Raw genomic sequence first — 15,793 nt, forward strand, 5'->3', positions numbered from 1 at the left:
TCGTGCGGACCAGGACCCGCTTTGTCCGAACCCGCACGGCCGGCCGCCACGCCATGGCGGCCAACCACCGCCGGCACGCTCCTGTGCCGCCGGTACGTAATGTGAGAGAAGGACCCGATATGGCCCCCAAGAAAAAGGTCACCGGCCTCATCAAGCTCCAGATCCAGGCAGGCGCCGCCAACCCGGCCCCGCCGATCGGTCCGGCGCTTGGTCAGCACGGTGTCAACATCATGGAATTCTGCAAGGCGTACAACGCCGCCACGGAATCCCAGCGCGGAAACGTGATCCCGGTTGAAATCACGGTCTACGAAGACCGTTCCTTCACCTTCATCACCAAGACCCCGCCGGCCGCCGAGCTGATCAAGAAGGCCGCAGGCGTGCAGAAGGGTTCGGCTACCCCGCACACCAACAAGGTTGCGAAGCTGACCCAGGCGCAGGTCGATGAGATCGCCGGCACCAAGATGGAAGACCTCAACGCCAACGACATCAAGGCTGCTGCCAAGATCATCGCCGGCACCGCCCGCTCCATGGGCATCGAGGTCGAGGGCTAAGCACCTCGACCCCAGGTGGTCGTGCCAGGACGTCCGTCCTGCAGGACCCCACCAAGACAATTCGAAAAACGACGGCGACTCAGCTCGCCAGGGGTGGGAACACCGCCGTCGTTGTGGCAGGGCCGAGCGCGGTCCGCAGACCACAACTGCACAAGGAGAAAAAGCAGATGGCAAAGCGCAGCAAAGCATATGAGGCAGCTGTAGCCAAGATCGAGGCGGACAAGGTTTACGCTCCGGTCGAGGCAATCACTCTCGCCAAGGAAACCAACCCGTCCAAGTTCGACGCGACCGTCGAGGTGGCTTTCCGCCTCAGCGTCGACCCGCGCAAGGCGGACCAGATGGTCCGCGGCACGGTCAACCTGCCGCACGGCACCGGCAAGACCGCCCGCGTGCTGGTCTTCGCCACCGGCGACAAGGCCGAGGCCGCTATCGCCGCGGGTGCCGACTTCGTTGGCTCCGACGACCTGATCGAGAAGATCCAGGGCGGCTGGACCGACTTCGACGCCGCCGTGGCGACCCCGGAACTGATGGGCAAGGTCGGCCGCCTGGGCAAGGTCCTCGGTCCCCGCAACCTGATGCCGAACCCGAAGACCGGCACGGTGACCCCGGACGTTACCAAGGCTGTCAACGACATCAAGGGCGGCAAGATCGACTTCCGCGTCGACAAGCACGCCAACCTCCACTTCATCATCGGCAAGGTGTCCTTCGACGCCAACAAGCTGGTGGAGAACTACGCCGCCGCCCTGGAAGAGGTGCTGCGCCTGAAGCCGTCCGCTTCCAAGGGCCGGTACATCGCGAAGGCGACCGTCACCACCACCTTCGGCCCCGGCATCGCCGTGGACCCGAACGTCACCAAGGTGGCTGTGGAGGCCTAGCCAGGACTTCACGTTCGCCGGCAACGGCGACCGCTTAGACTATGGCCGCAGCATGATGCTGCGGCCATAGTCCGTTTAAGCGGGTTGTGGTGCGGGCCGGCGGAATGCCGTAAAGTGATTGGCACTGCCCAATCACTGCCTCAGCCCAATCACGGCCTCAGTGCCGAGGAGCACATATGCCCGCCACCTCCATCACGGTCGCGCCGCTGCCGATCCCGCCTGCCCTGGAGGGGCCCGGCGGGGCGGACTTCATCGCATCCGCCGAGCTGGCCAACCTGGTCAACGGGCTGATTTGGGGCAACAACGATTTTTGGGTGAGCCCGGCGGTCAGGCTCGAGGGATCGCGGGCGACCGACTACTCGGTGACGTATCTCTGGGCGGCCAAGGACGGCGACCGGCACGTCGGGCGCGCCTTGCTCGAACTCTCGCTGCGGGACAACCAGCGGAACGGGTACGTCTTTGTGGCTGTCCACCCCGAGTACCGCCGCCGTGGTGTGGGAAGCAGGCTGCTGGGGGAGGCCGAGGCCTGTGCGGTCAGCCAGGGCCGGACCACGCTGCAGGCCTGGAGCGAGCAGCCGGCCGATTTCGATCCCGAAGGGCCGGACATGCTCCTGCCGGAGACCGGGTCCGGGGCCCTGCCGGCGTCAGCGCCGGCCGTGCGCTTTGCGCTGGCCGGAGGCTTCCGGCTCGAACAGGTGGAGCGCTGCAGCAGGATGCCGCTTCCCGTCGACCAGGACTGGCTGGCGGCCCGGGCGGCAGCAGCTGCCGGGAAGGCCGGCGGGGACTATCGGCTGGTGGAGTGGACCGACAGCTGCCCGCCGGATCACGTGGACCAGTATGCGGCCCTGCGCCAGCGGATGAGCACGGACGTCCCGCTGGGCGAACTGGACTACGAGGAAGAAGCGTGGGACGCGGCACGGGTCCGCCACCATGAGGAAGAGCTGCGGCGCAAGGGCGGCCGCTGCCTGGTGGTCACGGCCCGGCATGTGCCCAGCGGCCAGCTGGTGGGCCATACCGTGCTGGAATTTTTCCCGGAGCAACCCGAGGTGGTCTTCCAGGAGGACACGCTGGTGTTGCGTGCCCACCGTGGCCACAACCTGGGCATGTGGATCAAGGTCCGCAACCTGCAGCGGGTGGCGGAAACGTGGCCGCAGGGGCGGCGGCTATACACCTGGAACGCCGCCGAAAACAGCCACATGCTGGACATCAACACGGCGCTCGGCTTCGCCCCGGCCGGGTACGAGGCCGCCTGGCAGAAGAAGCTGCGTCCGGGTCAGTAGGCCGGGAAACCCGGCCGGGCGGCGCCGTGTGGCGCCCGCCCGTAATGCTACGCGTCGGTAACCGTCAGCGGCGGTTAGGATGACAGCGCACCGGCATGCCGCCGGGTGTGACGGGAGGGCCGATGGAACGCAGGACGCTGGTGGACACGGTGGCGGAAGACCTGCTGGAGCAGATCATCGCCGGCCGGATGGCGCCCGGAGACGCGCTGCCGACCGAGGCCGAGATCGCCGCCCGGTCGCAGGTCAGCCGTCTGACCGTCCGGGAGGCCCTCACCATGCTGCGGGCCATGAACGTGATCAGCATCCAGCGGGGCCGCGGCACCTTCATCAACCCTGCCGAGAGGTGGACCTCGGTCGAAGCGGTCGTCCGCGCCGCGGCGTACAGCATGAGCGACTCCGCCGCCTCACGGCAATTGCTCGAAGTGCGGCGCCTGGTCGAATCCGGCGCCGCTGCGCTGGCTGCCCTCCGCCGCACCGCTGCCGACCTGGCGTTGCTGCGCGGGGAGCTGGAGTCGATGGCTGCGGCGGATGCCGCGGATGACCCGGATGCCTTCGTCGAAGCCGACCGGTTGTTTCACACGGCGATCCTCAAAGCGTCCGGCAACATCCTCTTTCCGGCGGTCTTCGTGCCGATGGCCCGGGTGCTGGCGGACGCGCGGCGGGAAGCCTTTGTGGCGCAGGCCGTCCGTACCCGCACGCTGGCCATGCACCGCAGGGTGCTCGCCGCCGTCGAAAGCGGGGACTCCCCGGGAGCGCGCCAGGCCATGGAGGACCACGTCAACCAGGTCCAGGACGACCTCGACGGCAGTGCCGCGGGCCCGGGGAAAGCCTCTCCCGTACGGTCGGCCGCCGTCTGACGCGTCCCGGCGGGCCGATTGGCGCCCCTCACCTGCCGCCGATTTGGAGTCCGGCAGCAGGATCCCGTAACCTTGAAGAACCAAAGACCGTCGGTCGTTGAAATCCTCCACGTTTTCAACCGAAAGTCCCATGCCTGGGACGGCCTGCGCAGGTGAACGAAGCATTGCCCCGCTGCCGGAACGCCGGTGCGGGAACGAAGCCCCGTGCATCTGCATGGGGCGTTTTTTATGCGTGTGACCCGAACCACCGGCACTATTCCCCGGAAGGAGGGTTATGGCAACGCCAACCAAGGTGGCAGCCGTTGAAGAAATCACCACCGATTTCAAGGAATCCAGCGCTGCAGTCCTAACCGAATACCGCGGGCTTACCGTTGCACAGCTCAAGGAGCTGCGTGTTTCTCTCGGCCAGGACACCAAGTTCGCGGTCGTAAAGAACACCCTGACTGGCATTGCAGCCAAGGAAGCCGGCATCGACGCGTTCGACGGCCAGCTTTCCGGACCCACTGCTATCGCCTTCATCAAGGGTGACGCCGTTGCAGCCGCCAAGTCCCTGACGGATTTCGCAAAGTCCAACCCGCAGCTCATCATCAAGACCGGTGTCTTCGAGGGCAAGGCCCTGGACGCAACCGCCGTTGCTGCGCTGGCCGCTCTCGAGTCCCGCGAGCACCAGCTGGCCCGCGTCGCCGGTGTCCTCAAGGCGCCGATGTCCGCACTGGCCCGCACCCTCGATGCGCTGCGCATCAAGCAGGAGGAGAACGGTGGCGCCGCTGCCGAAGCTCCGGCCGAAGCTGCCGAAGCCGAAGCTCCCGCTGCCGAAGCAACCGAGGCCCCGGCCGAGGCTGCCGCCGAAGAGCAGTAAGTCTCTTCACCAACCAACTCTTGGTGCGGACACACCAGCCGCATCACCTATCAGGAAGGACGCCAACCATGGCGAAGCTCACCAACGAAGAGCTCATTGAAGCTTTCAAGGAACTGACCATTATCGAGCTCTCCGAGTTCGTCAAGCTGTTCGAGGAGACCTTCGAGGTCACCGCTGCTGCTGTTGCCGTTGCAGGCCCCGCCGCCGGCGGCGGCGAAGCCGCTGCCGAGGAGCAGACCGAATTCGACGTCGTCCTCGAAGCTGCCGGCGACAAGAAGATCGCAGTGATCAAGGAAGTCCGTGCCCTGACCTCCCTGGGTCTGAAGGAAGCCAAGGACCTGGTTGACAGTGCTCCGAAGGCCGTCCTCGAAGGCGCCACCAAGGAAGCTGCCGACAAGGCCAAGGAAGTTCTCGAGGCTGCCGGCGCGACCGTCACCCTCAAGTAAGCTCTTTCAGCTTCTTCAAAGCCCCGTCGCCCCTCACCGGGCGGCGGGGCTTTGTGCTGGTTGCGCCCGAGGAACGCGGCCTGTGGGCCGCGCCGGGCTCAGGCCGGGTCGGAGATGTCGGCCACGGTGGCGCCGAGCGCGGACGTCAGCGCATCGGCGTCGACAAAGGCGGAGTAACCGTGCTCCCCGGCGCCCAGCGAAATCCTCCGGCCGCGGATGGACTCGTCGGCGTACACCGGCCACGCCGTGCTGCTGCCCAGCGGGGTGATGGTGCCGCGCCGGTAGCCGGTCGCCGTAAACGCCACATCGGCGTGCGGCAACGACAGTTTGTTGACCCCCAGCAGCGACCGGAGCTTGGGCCAGGAGATCTGCCGGTCCCCGGGGATGAGGGCGAACAGGAACGAGCCGTCCTTGTGCTTGATGACCAGGGTCTTGACGATGTCTGCCTCGGCAATGCCCAACAGCTGCGCCGCCTCCGCGAGGCTGCGGGCGCCGGAACGTTCGGCGACGTCGACCTTCAGCGAGTGGGCTTCCGCACCGGCCAGGAAACGTTGCAGGCCGGCCGGCAGGGCGGGGGCACCGGATTCGTGGTTCATGTCCGGTTCAAGCCCCGGCGCCGGGCCGGTATTCCCGGCCGGGTCGCCGGGGGCCGCCCGGGTCCTAGTCCCGGTAGAGCAGCAGCGCCTCGCCCTGGCCGCCGCCGCCGCACAGGGAGACAGCGGCCTTGCCGGTTCCGCGCCGGCGCAACTCGCAGGCGGCCGTCAGCGCCAGCCGGGCACCGGAGGCGCCGATCGGATGGCCGAGGGCGATGGCCCCGCCGTGGATGTTGCACTTCTCCAGCGGCAGGTCCAGGTCCTGCAGCGACTGCACGGCGACGGCGCCGAAGGCTTCGTTGATTTCGATGAAATCCAGGTCGGCGGTGGTCCAGCCGGCCCGCTTGAGGGCCTGCGAGATGGCGTTGGACGGCTGGGACTGCAACGAGGTGTCCGGTCCCGCCACCTGCCCGGGGCGGCCGACGACGGCGAGCCAGTCCAGCCCGTTGTCCTCGGCGAAACCGCGGCTCGCCACCACGACGGCGGCCGCGCCGTCGGACAGCGGGGACGAGTTTCCGGCCGTGATGGTGCCGTCCTTGGCAAAGGCCGGGCGCAGCGGGGCCAGGCTGTCCACCGTGGTCTGCGGCCGGACGCCCTCGTCGCGGTCGACCACCAGGTCCCCGCCCTTGCGCTGCGGCACGGTGACCGGAACGATCTCGTCCTCGAAGACCCCGCTTTCCGCGGCCGCGGCGGCGCGCTGGTGGGACGCGGCGGCCACTGCATCCTGCGCTTCGCGGCCGATGCCCAGCTCGCTGTTCCGGCGCTCGGTGGAGGCGCCCATGGACTCGTGGTCGAAGGCATCGGTGAGCCCGTCGTGGGCCGTGGCATCCAGGGCGGTCAGGCTGCCGTAGGTCCAGCCTTGGCGGGAACCGGGCAGCAGGTGCGGGCCGTTGGTCATCGACTCCTGCCCGCCGGCCACCACCAGCTGCGCCTCGCCGCACCGGATCAGCCGGGCGGCGTCGGTGATGGCAGCCAGCCCGGAGAGGCACACCTTGTTGATCGTTACGGTGGGGACGTTCCAGCCGAGCCCGCCGGCGATCGCTGCCTGCCGGGCGGGGTTCTGGCCCGCCCCGGCCTGGATGACGTGGCCCATGATGACCGCGTCCACCTGTTCGGCCGCGACGCCGGAGCGCTCCAGCGCGGCGGCGATGGCTTTGCCGCCGAGCTCGACCGCGGTGAATGATGCGAGCTGGCCGTTCAGTCGTCCATTGGGCGTCCGCGCGCCGTTCAGGATGACGACGTCGTCTCGGCTGCTGTTGTTCTCGGCCATGGTGTCGATGCCCTTTCCGTGCCGTCTGGCCCGGCTGAACCGGGCCGCCGGCTTGCCGTCGGTATGATCTGGTTCACAGATTACCCGCGTTTGGGCAACTCGCCCGAAGCGCAGGCCGGAAAAAGCCGGGCGCGGGGTATATGCTGATGGCGTTGTCCGGGGGAGGGCAACCACGAAGACGCTTTTTGCACCGCGCACCCGGTGCGCCGCCCCGGCCCGAGGACGGGCGCAGCGGTGAACTGCGCCTGCCTGCATGCTGGACATTCCGCGCCGCGGTGCCGTACACTTGGTATTTGCGTCTTCCCTCAAAACCTTTGGCCTTCATATAGCGGTGGGCTTCGCCACGCCCTATCTGTGTTTAACTGCAGATCGTGCGGCGGGCAAGGATCATATAGCGGATCCAGGTGATGTCCGGGCCCCATTCGGGGTGCCGGCGGTGCGGAAGCGCAGGACAAGCCTGAAGGTCTGTGGAAGGATCCCTCTTGGTCGCCTCGAGCACCTCTAATACCGATACCGCTAACAGCCTGCTGGACGCCTCGTCGAACGACGGAGCAACCCGGCGGCTCTCATTCGCCAAGATTCACGAACCTCTTGACGTTCCCAATCTGCTCGCCCTTCAGACCGACAGCTTCGACTGGCTGGTCGGCAACGAACGCTGGAAGGCGCGCGTAGCCAAGGCCCAGGAAGAAGGCCGCCAGGGCGTGGCCACCACCTCCGGCCTCGCCGACATCTTCGAAGAGATCTCCCCGATCGAGGACTTCCAGGGCACCATGTCCCTGAGCTTCTCGGAGCCGGAGTTCGCCGATCCGAAGTACACCATGGCCGAGTGCAAGGACCGCGACGCCACGTTCTCCGCGCCGCTGTACGTCAAGGCCGAGTTCATGAACAACAACACGGGCGAGATCAAGCAGCAGACCGTGTTCATGGGCGACTTCCCGCTGATGACGGACAAGGGCACCTTCGTCATCAACGGCACCGAGCGCGTCGTCGTCTCCCAGCTGGTCCGCTCGCCGGGCGCCTACTTCGAGAAGACCGCCGACAAGACCAGCGACAAGGACATCTTCACCGCGAAGATCATCCCGTCCCGCGGCGCCTGGTTCGAGCTGGAAATCGACAAGCGCGACCAGGTCGGCGTCCGCCTTGACCGCAAGCGCAAGCAGTCCGTGACCGTGCTGCTCAAGGCCCTGGGCTGGACCGAGGGCCAGATCCTGGAGACCTTCGGCGAGTACGACTCCATCCGCGCCACGCTGGAGAAGGACGCCACCCAGACCCAGGAGGAAGCCCTCCTCGACATCTACCGCAAGCTCCGTCCGGGCGAGCCGCCGACAGTCGAGGCTGCCCAGTCCCTGCTGGACAACCTGTACTTCAACCCCAAGCGCTACGATCTGGCCAAGGTTGGCCGCTACAAGATCAACCGCAAGCTGGGCATCGACAAGCCGCTCACGGATCCGGACGCCTCGGTCCTGAACAATGACGACATCGTCGCCATGATCAAGTTCCTGGTGGCGCTGCACGCCGGCGAGACCACCATCCCGGGCAAGCGCGACGGCGCCGACCACGACCTCCGCGTCGAGATCGACGACATCGACCACTTCGGCAACCGCCGCATCCGTGCGGTCGGGGAACTGATCGAGAACCAGGTCCGCACCGGCCTCTCCCGCATGGAGCGCGTGGTCCGCGAACGCATGACCACCCAGGACGTCGAAGCGATCACACCGCAGACCCTGATCAACATCCGCCCCGTGGTGGCAGCGATCAAGGAGTTCTTCGGCACTTCGCAGCTGTCCCAGTTCATGGACCAGAACAACCCGCTGGCCGGCCTGACGCACAAGCGCCGCCTGTCCGCGCTGGGCCCGGGCGGCCTGTCCCGCGACCGTGCCGGCATGGAAGTCCGTGACGTGCACCCCTCGCACTACGGTCGCATGTGCCCGATCGAGACCCCTGAAGGCCCGAACATCGGCCTGATCGGCTCGCTGGCCTCCTACGGCCGGATCAACGCGTTCGGTTTCATCGAGACCCCGTACCGCAAGGTCGTCAACGGCCAGGTCACCGACCAGGTCGACTACCTGACGGCCGACGACGAAATCGAGTGCGTGATCGCCCAGGCGAACGCCCCGCTCACCGAGGACCTGCACTTCGAAGAGGACCTGGTCCTCAGCCGTGAGCGCGGCGGCGGCGGCGAGCCGGTACTCGTGCCGGCCACCGAAGTCGACTACATGGACGTCTCCCCGCGCCAGATGGTGTCGGTGGCGACCGCCCTGATTCCGTTCCTGGAGCACGACGACGCCAACCGCGCGCTGATGGGCGCGAACATGCAGCGCCAGGCTGTGCCGCTGCTGCGTTCGGAAGCCCCGCTGGTCGGCACCGGCATGGAGCGCTACGCGGCTGTCGACGCCGGCGACTCCGTGGTTGCCGCCAAGCCGGGCGTGGTCACCGAGGTCTCCGCCGACCTGGTCACCGCCCTGAACGACGACGGCACCGAGACCCGGTACCCGATCATGAAGTTCGCCCGCTCCAACCAGGGCAACGCGTACAACCAGCGCGTCCTCGTCTCCGAGGGCCAGCGGCTGGAAACCGGCAGCATCATCGCCGACGGCCCGTCCACCGACCAGGGCGAACTGGCGCTGGGCAAGAACCTGCTGGTGGCGTTCATGTCCTGGGAAGGCCACAACTTCGAGGACGCGATCATCCTCTCGCAGCGCGTGGTCTCCGACGACGTGCTGACCTCCATCCACATCGAGGAGCACGAGGTTGATGCCCGCGACACCAAGCTCGGTGCCGAGGAAATCACCCGTGACATCCCGAACGTGTCGGAGGAAGTGCTCTCCCAGCTGGACGAGCGCGGCATCATCCACATCGGTGCCGAGGTCGACGCCGGCGACATCCTCGTCGGCCGCGTGACCCCCAAGGGCGAGACGGAGCTGACCCCGGAAGAGCGCCTGCTGCGCGCGATCTTCGGCGAGAAGTCCCGCGAAGTGCGCGACACCTCCCTGAAGGTCCCGCACGGCGAGTCCGGCACCGTGATCGGCGTGCGGATCTTCGACCGCGACAACGACGACGAGCTGCCCCCGGGCGTGAACCAGCTGGTGCGCGTGTACGTGGCGCAGAAGCGCAAGATCACGGACGGCGACAAGCTCGCCGGACGCCACGGCAACAAGGGCGTCATCTCCAAGATCCTGCCGGTCGAGGACATGCCGTTCCTGGAAGACGGCACCCCGGTCGACGTCGTGCTGAACCCGCTGGGTGTTCCCGGCCGCATGAACGTGGGCCAGGTGCTGGAAGTCCACCTCGGCTGGGCCGCGAAGCAGGGCTGGAACATCACGGGCAACCCGGACTGGGCCAAGGATCTGCCGAACCTGCCGCGCCAGACGGGTCCGACGACGGTGGCCACGCCGGTGTTCGACGGTGCCAGCGAGTTCGAGATCACCGGGCTGCTGGATTCAACGAATCCGACCCGCGACGGCGAACGCCTGATCGGCGCTTCCGGAAAGGCGCGCCTGTTCGACGGCCGCTCCGGCCAGCCGTTCCCGGATCCGGTGTCCGTGGGCTACATGTACATCCTGAAGCTGCACCACCTGGTGGACGACAAGATCCACGCGCGTTCCACCGGCCCGTACTCGATGATCACCCAGCAGCCGCTGGGCGGTAAGGCGCAGTTCGGCGGCCAGCGCTTCGGTGAAATGGAAGTGTGGGCCCTGGAGGCCTACGGTGCCGCGTACACCCTGCAGGAACTGCTGACCATCAAGTCCGACGACATCCACGGCCGCGTCAAGGTCTACGAGGCGATCGTCAAGGGCGAGAACATCCCGGAGCCGGGCGTTCCCGAATCCTTCAAGGTGTTGATCAAGGAAATGCAGTCGCTCTGCCTGAACGTGGAAGTACTCTCCACCGACGGCACCGCGATCGAAATGCGTGACTCGGATGAAGAAGTCTTCCGGGCCGCGGAAGAACTGGGCATCGACCTTTCCCGGGCCGAGCCGAGTTCCGTCGAAGAGGTCTAGCCGCGCCGGCCGGCCGCGGGTGCCTTCCGCACCGCGGCCGGCCCGCCGCACGGCGTCCTCTTTCCGTAACCCAACAGACTTTCAGATTTAGAGAACAAGAGAGAACAGGGACCATATGTCCAGCGAATCCTCCTTCGGCCTCATGCGCATCGGCCTTGCCACCGCGGACGACATCCGCGACTGGAGCTACGGCGAGGTCAAGAAGCCGGAAACCATCAACTACCGCACCCTGAAGCCCGAGAAGGACGGCCTCTTCTGCGAGAAGATCTTCGGACCTTCCCGCGATTGGGAGTGCTACTGCGGCAAGTACAAGCGGGTGCGCTTCAAGGGCATCATCTGTGAGCGCTGCGGCGTCGAGGTCACCCGTGCCAAGGTCCGCCGCGAGCGGATGGGCCACATCGAGCTGGCCGCCCCGGTCACCCACATCTGGTACTTCAAGGGTGTCCCCTCCCGCCTGGGCTACCTGCTCGACCTGGCGCCGAAGGACCTGGAAAAGGTCATCTACTTCGCCGCCTACATGATCACCAGCGTGGACGAGCAGCGCCGCCACGAGGAACTGCCCAACCTGCAGGCCGAGCACGACCTGGAGAAGAAGCAGCTGGCCGATACCCGCGACTCCGACATCGCGGCGATCGCCAAGGACCTCGAGGACGAGCTGACCCGCCTGGAGGGCGAGGGCGCCAAGGCCGCCGAGAAGAAGAAGGCCCGCGACTCCGCCGACCGCCAGATGGCCAACGTGCGCAAGCGTGCCGACGCCGAGATCGAGCGCCTCGACATGGTCTGGGACCGCTTCAAGAACCTCAAGGTCGCCGACCTCGAGGGCGACGAGGGGCTGTACCGCGAGCTGCGCGACCGCTACGGGCTCTACTTCGAGGGCGCCATGGGTGCCGAGGCCATCAAGAACCGCCTTGAGAACTTCGACATGGCCGCGGAGGCCGAGTCCCTGCGCGACATCATCAAGAACGGCAAGGGCCAGCGCAAGACCCGCGCCCTGAAGCGGTTGAAGGTCGTCAACGCTTTCCTGACCACCACCAACTCGCCGCTGGGCATGGTGCTGGACGCCGTTCCGGTGATCCCGCCGGAGCTTCGCCCGATGGTGCAGCTGGACGGCGGACGCTTTGCGACCTCCGACCTGAACGACCTGTACCGCCGCGTGATCAACCGCAACAACCGCCTGAAGCGCCTGCTCGACCTGGGCGCGCCGGAAATCATCGTCAACAACGAAAAGCGGATGCTGCAGGAGGCAGTGGACTCGCTGTTCGACAACGGCCGCCGCGGCCGTCCGGTCACCGGACCGGGCAACCGTCCGCTGAAGTCGCTGTCCGACATGCTCAAGGGCAAGCAGGGCCGCTTCCGGCAGAACCTGCTGGGCAAGCGCGTTGACTACTCCGGCCGTTCCGTGATCGTGGTCGGCCCGCAGCTGAAGCTGCACCAGTGCGGCCTGCCCAAGCAGATGGCGCTGGAGCTGTTCAAGCCGTTCGTCATGAAGCGCCTGGTGGACCTGAACCACGCGCAGAACATCAAGAGCGCCAAGCGGATGGTCGAGCGCTTCCGCCCGCAGGTCTGGGACGTGCTCGAAGAGATCATCACCGAACACCCGGTGCTGCTCAACCGTGCACCAACCCTGCACCGCCTGGGCATCCAGGCGTTCGAACCGCAGCTGGTGGAAGGCAAGGCGCTGCAGCTTCACCCGCTGGTCTGCGCCGCGTTCAACGCCGACTTCGACGGCGACCAGATGGCTGTGCACCTGCCGCTGAGCCCCGAGGCCCAGGCCGAGGCGCGCATCCTGATGCTCTCCTCGAACAACATCCTCAAGCCGTCGGACGGCCGTCCGGTGACCCTGCCCTCCCAGGACATGATCATCGGCCTGCACCACCTGACCACCAAGCGCGAAGGCGGAACCGGCGAAGGCCGTGTCTTCTCCAGCCCGGCGGAGGCCATCATGGCCCACGACGCCGGCGAGCTGCACCTGAACTCCGTGGTCAAGATCCGCGTGCCCGGCTTCGTGCCCAGCGCGGACCAGCCGGCACCGGAGGGCTGGGAAGAGGGCCAGGAAGCGCTGATCGAAACCTCGCTCGGCCAGGTCATCTTCAACGACACCCTGCCCGATGACTACCCCTGGGTGGCACGCGTGGCGGACAAGGGCCAGCTCTCGGCGATCGTAAACGATCTGGCCGAGCGCTACCCGAAGGTCGTCACCGCGGCGACGCTGGATAACCTCAAGGACGCCGGGTTCTACTGGGCGACCCGTTCCGGTGTGACCGTGGCGATCTCCGACATCGCCGCGCCCGCCGAAAAGGCCGCCATCATGGAGGGCTACGAGACCCAGGCCGCGCGCGTCGAGTCCCAGTACAACAAGGGCCTGATTGCCGACGACGAGCGGCGCCAGGAACTGATCGACATCTGGAACAAGGCGACCAACGAGGTTGCCGACGCGATGCGGAAGAACCTGACCAAGGAGAACACCATCAACCGCATGGTGTCCTCCGGTGCCCGTGGCAACTGGCTGCAGGTCCGGCAGATCGCCGGTATCCGCGGCCTGGTGGCCAACCCGAAGGGCGAGATCATCCCGCGTCCGATCAAGTCCTCCTACCGCGAGGGCCTGTCGGTGCTGGAGTACTTCATCGCCACGCACGGTGCCCGCAAGGGCCTGGCCGATACCGCGCTGCGTACCGCCAACTCGGGTTACCTGACCCGTCGTCTGGTGGACGTGTCGCAGGACGTGATCGTGCGCGAGATGGACTGCGGCACCGAGCGCGGCCTGAACACGATCATCGCCGAGGCCGACCACAACGGTGAACTGCGCCGGGCCGAGGAAGTGGAGAACTCCGCTTACGCCCGTACGCTGGCCACCGACGTGGTGAACTCCGAGGGCACCGTGGTGGCCCCGGGCGGCTCCGACGTCGGCGACGTGCTGATCCAGGAACTGATCGACGCCGGCATCACCGAGATCAAGGTGCGCTCCGTGCTTACCTGTGAGTCCGCCGTCGGTACCTGTGCGCTTTGCTACGGCCGCTCGCTGGCCACCGGCAAGACCGTGGACATCGGCGAGGCCGTAGGCATCATTGCCGCACAGTCGATCGGTGAGCCCGGTACCCAGCTGACCATGCGTACCTTCCACACCGGTGGCGTGGCCTCCGCGGAAGACATCACCCAGGGTCTGCCCCGTATCCAGGAGCTCTTCGAAGCCCGTACCCCCAAGGGTGTCGCGCCGATGGCCGAAGTGGCCGGACGCGTGTCCATCGAGGACGGCGAGCGCCAGATGCGCGTCATCGTCACCCCCGATGACGGCTCGGAAGAGATCGCCTACCCGGTGCTGCGCCGTGCACGCCTGCTGGTCGAAGACGGCCAGCACGTGGACGTCGGCCAGCAGCTCGTCACCGGCGCCAAGGACCCGAAGCAGGTGCTGCGTATCCTCGGCCCGCGCCAGGCGCAGAAGTTCCTGGTGGACGAGGTCCAGAGCGTGTACCGCAGCCAGGGTGTTGGCATCCACGACAAGCACGTGGAAGTCATCGTCCGCCAGATGCTGCGCCGCATCACCGTGATCGAGTCCGGCGAGACCGACCTGCTGCCGGGCGAGCTGGCCGAGCGGAGCCGCTTCCAGGCGGAGAACCGCAAGGCGGTGTCCGAGGGCAAGCAGCCGGCCAACGGCCGTGACGAGCTGATGGGCATCACCAAGGCCTCGCTCGCCACCGAGTCGTGGCTGTCGGCCGCGTCCTTCCAGGAGACCACCCGCGTCCTGACGCAGGCGGCCATGGAAGGCAAGTCCGACCCGCTGCTGGGCCTGAAGGAGAACGTCATCATCGGTAAGCTGATCCCGGCCGGCACCGGCCTGGACCGGTACACCCAGGTGTCGGTGGAGCCCACGGAGGAAGCGAAGGCCAACCTGTTTACCGGCCCGAGCGCCTTCGGCGACTTCGACTACGCCGGCGCCGATGGTTCGCTGACGCCCGAGTTCCACGCCATCCCGCTGGATGACTACGACCTGGGCAGCGACTACCGCTAGCGAATAGCACGCTGCGCCCCGCACCCCACCGGTGCGGGGCCAGCGCCCTGGCGCAAGCACGGAACCGCCTCCTGCTCCCCGATTCCGGGGCAGCGGGAGGCGGTTTTTTGCGTCTGTCACCGGGTGAGGGAAGACGGGAGCGCAACGCGCCGGAGGCTCCCGTCTGCCGCCCCATGCCTGCGCGCTCCGCCCCAAGGCGCCGGCGGACGAGGCACACGTGAGATTCTAGGGGCATGGCCAATTCCCCGTCCGGTGACTCGATGCTGGACCGGCTGGTGCGCATCCTGTCTGCGTTCGAGCCGGACAAGCCGGCGATGAACGTCGCCACGCTCTCCCGCCGGGCGGATGTGCCGCTGGCTACGACCTACCGGCTGGTGGAGGAGCTGTCCCGCCACGGGCTGCTGACGAAAGAAGGCCCCGGCGAGATCCGGCTGGGGCTTCGGCTCTGGGAGCTGGCCAACCGGAGCTCGCCGGCCGTCGACCTGCGGCAGGCCGCCATGCCGTTCATGGAGGATATCCAGTCCGTGGTGCGCCAACACACCCAGCTGGCGGTGCTGCGCGATGACGAAGTCCTGGTGATCGAACGGCTCTCCAGCCGCGGCTCGGTGGTGAACCAGGCCCAGATAGCCGGCCGCATGCCGGTGCACCGGACCTCGATGGGCATGGTGCTGCTGGCCTACTCACCCAACCACGTCCAGGAGTCCTACCTGACCCGGCACCCGGAGGCCGTGACATCGGGTGACCCGGTGTCCTTTGACCTGCGCCGGCACCTGGCCGACATCCGCAAGCGGGGCTACGCCGCGTTCGACGGGCGCATCGACGTGGACACCACCGGCATCGCCGTCCCGGTGGCGGGTCCGGCCGGCCGCCCGTTGGCTGCCCTCGGCGTGGTGGTGCCGCTGGGCTTCGAGAACTTCCACGCCGTGGTCCCGGCGCTGATGACTGCGGCACGCGGCATCTCCCGCGCCATGGGCGTGGCGCTGCCGTGACCGAAACGGCGGGCAGCGCGCGGCAGCTCCGCGATGGGCGTGGCGCTGCCGTGAGCGGAGCAGCGG

The 15,793-nt window shown here is 67.3% G+C and carries 11 protein-coding genes; 9 read left to right on the forward strand and 2 right to left on the reverse strand.

Features of this window, described 5'->3' with window-relative positions:
• The first annotated feature begins 119 nt into the window (after positions 1-119).
• The 6 genes from rplK (at position 120) to rplL (ending at position 4,868) form a co-directional block, all read left to right on the forward strand.
• Positions 120-551 carry a 50S ribosomal protein L11 gene (gene rplK / locus AC5RUK_RS06700; protein ID WP_493989382.1) on the forward strand — a complete coding sequence of 144 codons (432 nt, stop codon included), beginning with the start codon at positions 120-122 and terminating at the stop codon, positions 549-551.
• 167 nt (positions 552-718) lie between these two features.
• The gene (gene rplA, locus AC5RUK_RS06705; protein WP_493989381.1) at positions 719-1,426 is read left to right on the forward strand and encodes a 50S ribosomal protein L1; all 708 of its coding nucleotides are present in this window, start codon (positions 719-721) and stop codon (positions 1,424-1,426) included.
• 176 nt (positions 1,427-1,602) lie between these two features.
• Positions 1,603-2,706 (forward strand): GNAT family N-acetyltransferase, encoded by a 1,104-nt coding sequence (locus tag AC5RUK_RS06710; RefSeq protein ID WP_494151712.1) that lies wholly within the window; start codon positions 1,603-1,605, stop codon positions 2,704-2,706.
• A gap of 122 nt (positions 2,707-2,828) precedes the next feature.
• Complete coding sequence (locus AC5RUK_RS06715) at positions 2,829-3,563, forward strand: FadR/GntR family transcriptional regulator (protein WP_493989379.1); 735 nt, start codon at positions 2,829-2,831, stop codon at positions 3,561-3,563.
• 274 nt (positions 3,564-3,837) lie between these two features.
• On the forward strand, positions 3,838-4,422 hold the full coding sequence (gene rplJ / locus AC5RUK_RS06720) for a 50S ribosomal protein L10 (protein WP_493989378.1): 585 nt from the start codon (positions 3,838-3,840) through the stop codon (positions 4,420-4,422).
• A gap of 68 nt (positions 4,423-4,490) precedes the next feature.
• Positions 4,491-4,868, forward strand: a complete 378-nt coding sequence (rplL, locus tag AC5RUK_RS06725; protein WP_493989377.1) for a 50S ribosomal protein L7/L12 — start codon at positions 4,491-4,493, stop codon at positions 4,866-4,868.
• Positions 4,869-4,966: 98 nt separating this feature from the next.
• Here the strand turns inward: rplL and AC5RUK_RS06730 are convergent, their stop codons facing one another.
• Positions 4,967-5,464 carry an aminoacyl-tRNA deacylase gene (locus tag AC5RUK_RS06730; RefSeq protein ID WP_494151713.1) on the reverse strand — a complete coding sequence of 166 codons (498 nt, stop codon included), beginning with the start codon at positions 5,462-5,464 and terminating at the stop codon, positions 4,967-4,969.
• Positions 5,465-5,528: 64 nt separating this feature from the next.
• Entirely contained in the window at positions 5,529-6,731 is a 1,203-nt protein-coding gene (locus tag AC5RUK_RS06735; RefSeq protein ID WP_493989375.1) for an acetyl-CoA C-acetyltransferase, read from the reverse strand.
• A gap of 482 nt (positions 6,732-7,213) precedes the next feature.
• Between AC5RUK_RS06735 and rpoB the strand changes: the two genes are divergently transcribed.
• The 3 genes from rpoB to AC5RUK_RS06750 all read left to right on the forward strand — a co-directional run bounded on the left by rpoB (position 7,214) and on the right by AC5RUK_RS06750 (position 15,727).
• Complete coding sequence (rpoB, locus tag AC5RUK_RS06740; protein WP_494151714.1) at positions 7,214-10,732, forward strand: DNA-directed RNA polymerase subunit beta; 3,519 nt, start codon at positions 7,214-7,216, stop codon at positions 10,730-10,732.
• A 115-nt stretch (positions 10,733-10,847) separates the two neighbouring features.
• Positions 10,848-14,738 carry a DNA-directed RNA polymerase subunit beta' gene (locus tag AC5RUK_RS06745; RefSeq protein ID WP_494151715.1) on the forward strand — a complete coding sequence of 1,297 codons (3,891 nt, stop codon included), beginning with the start codon at positions 10,848-10,850 and terminating at the stop codon, positions 14,736-14,738.
• A gap of 233 nt (positions 14,739-14,971) precedes the next feature.
• A complete protein-coding gene (locus AC5RUK_RS06750) occupies positions 14,972-15,727 on the forward strand; it encodes an IclR family transcriptional regulator (RefSeq protein WP_494107632.1) in 756 nt (251 codons plus the stop codon).
• The last annotated feature ends 66 nt before the right edge of the window (positions 15,728-15,793 follow it).

The sequence above is a fragment of the Arthrobacter sp. Y3223065 genome (assembly GCF_059090885.1).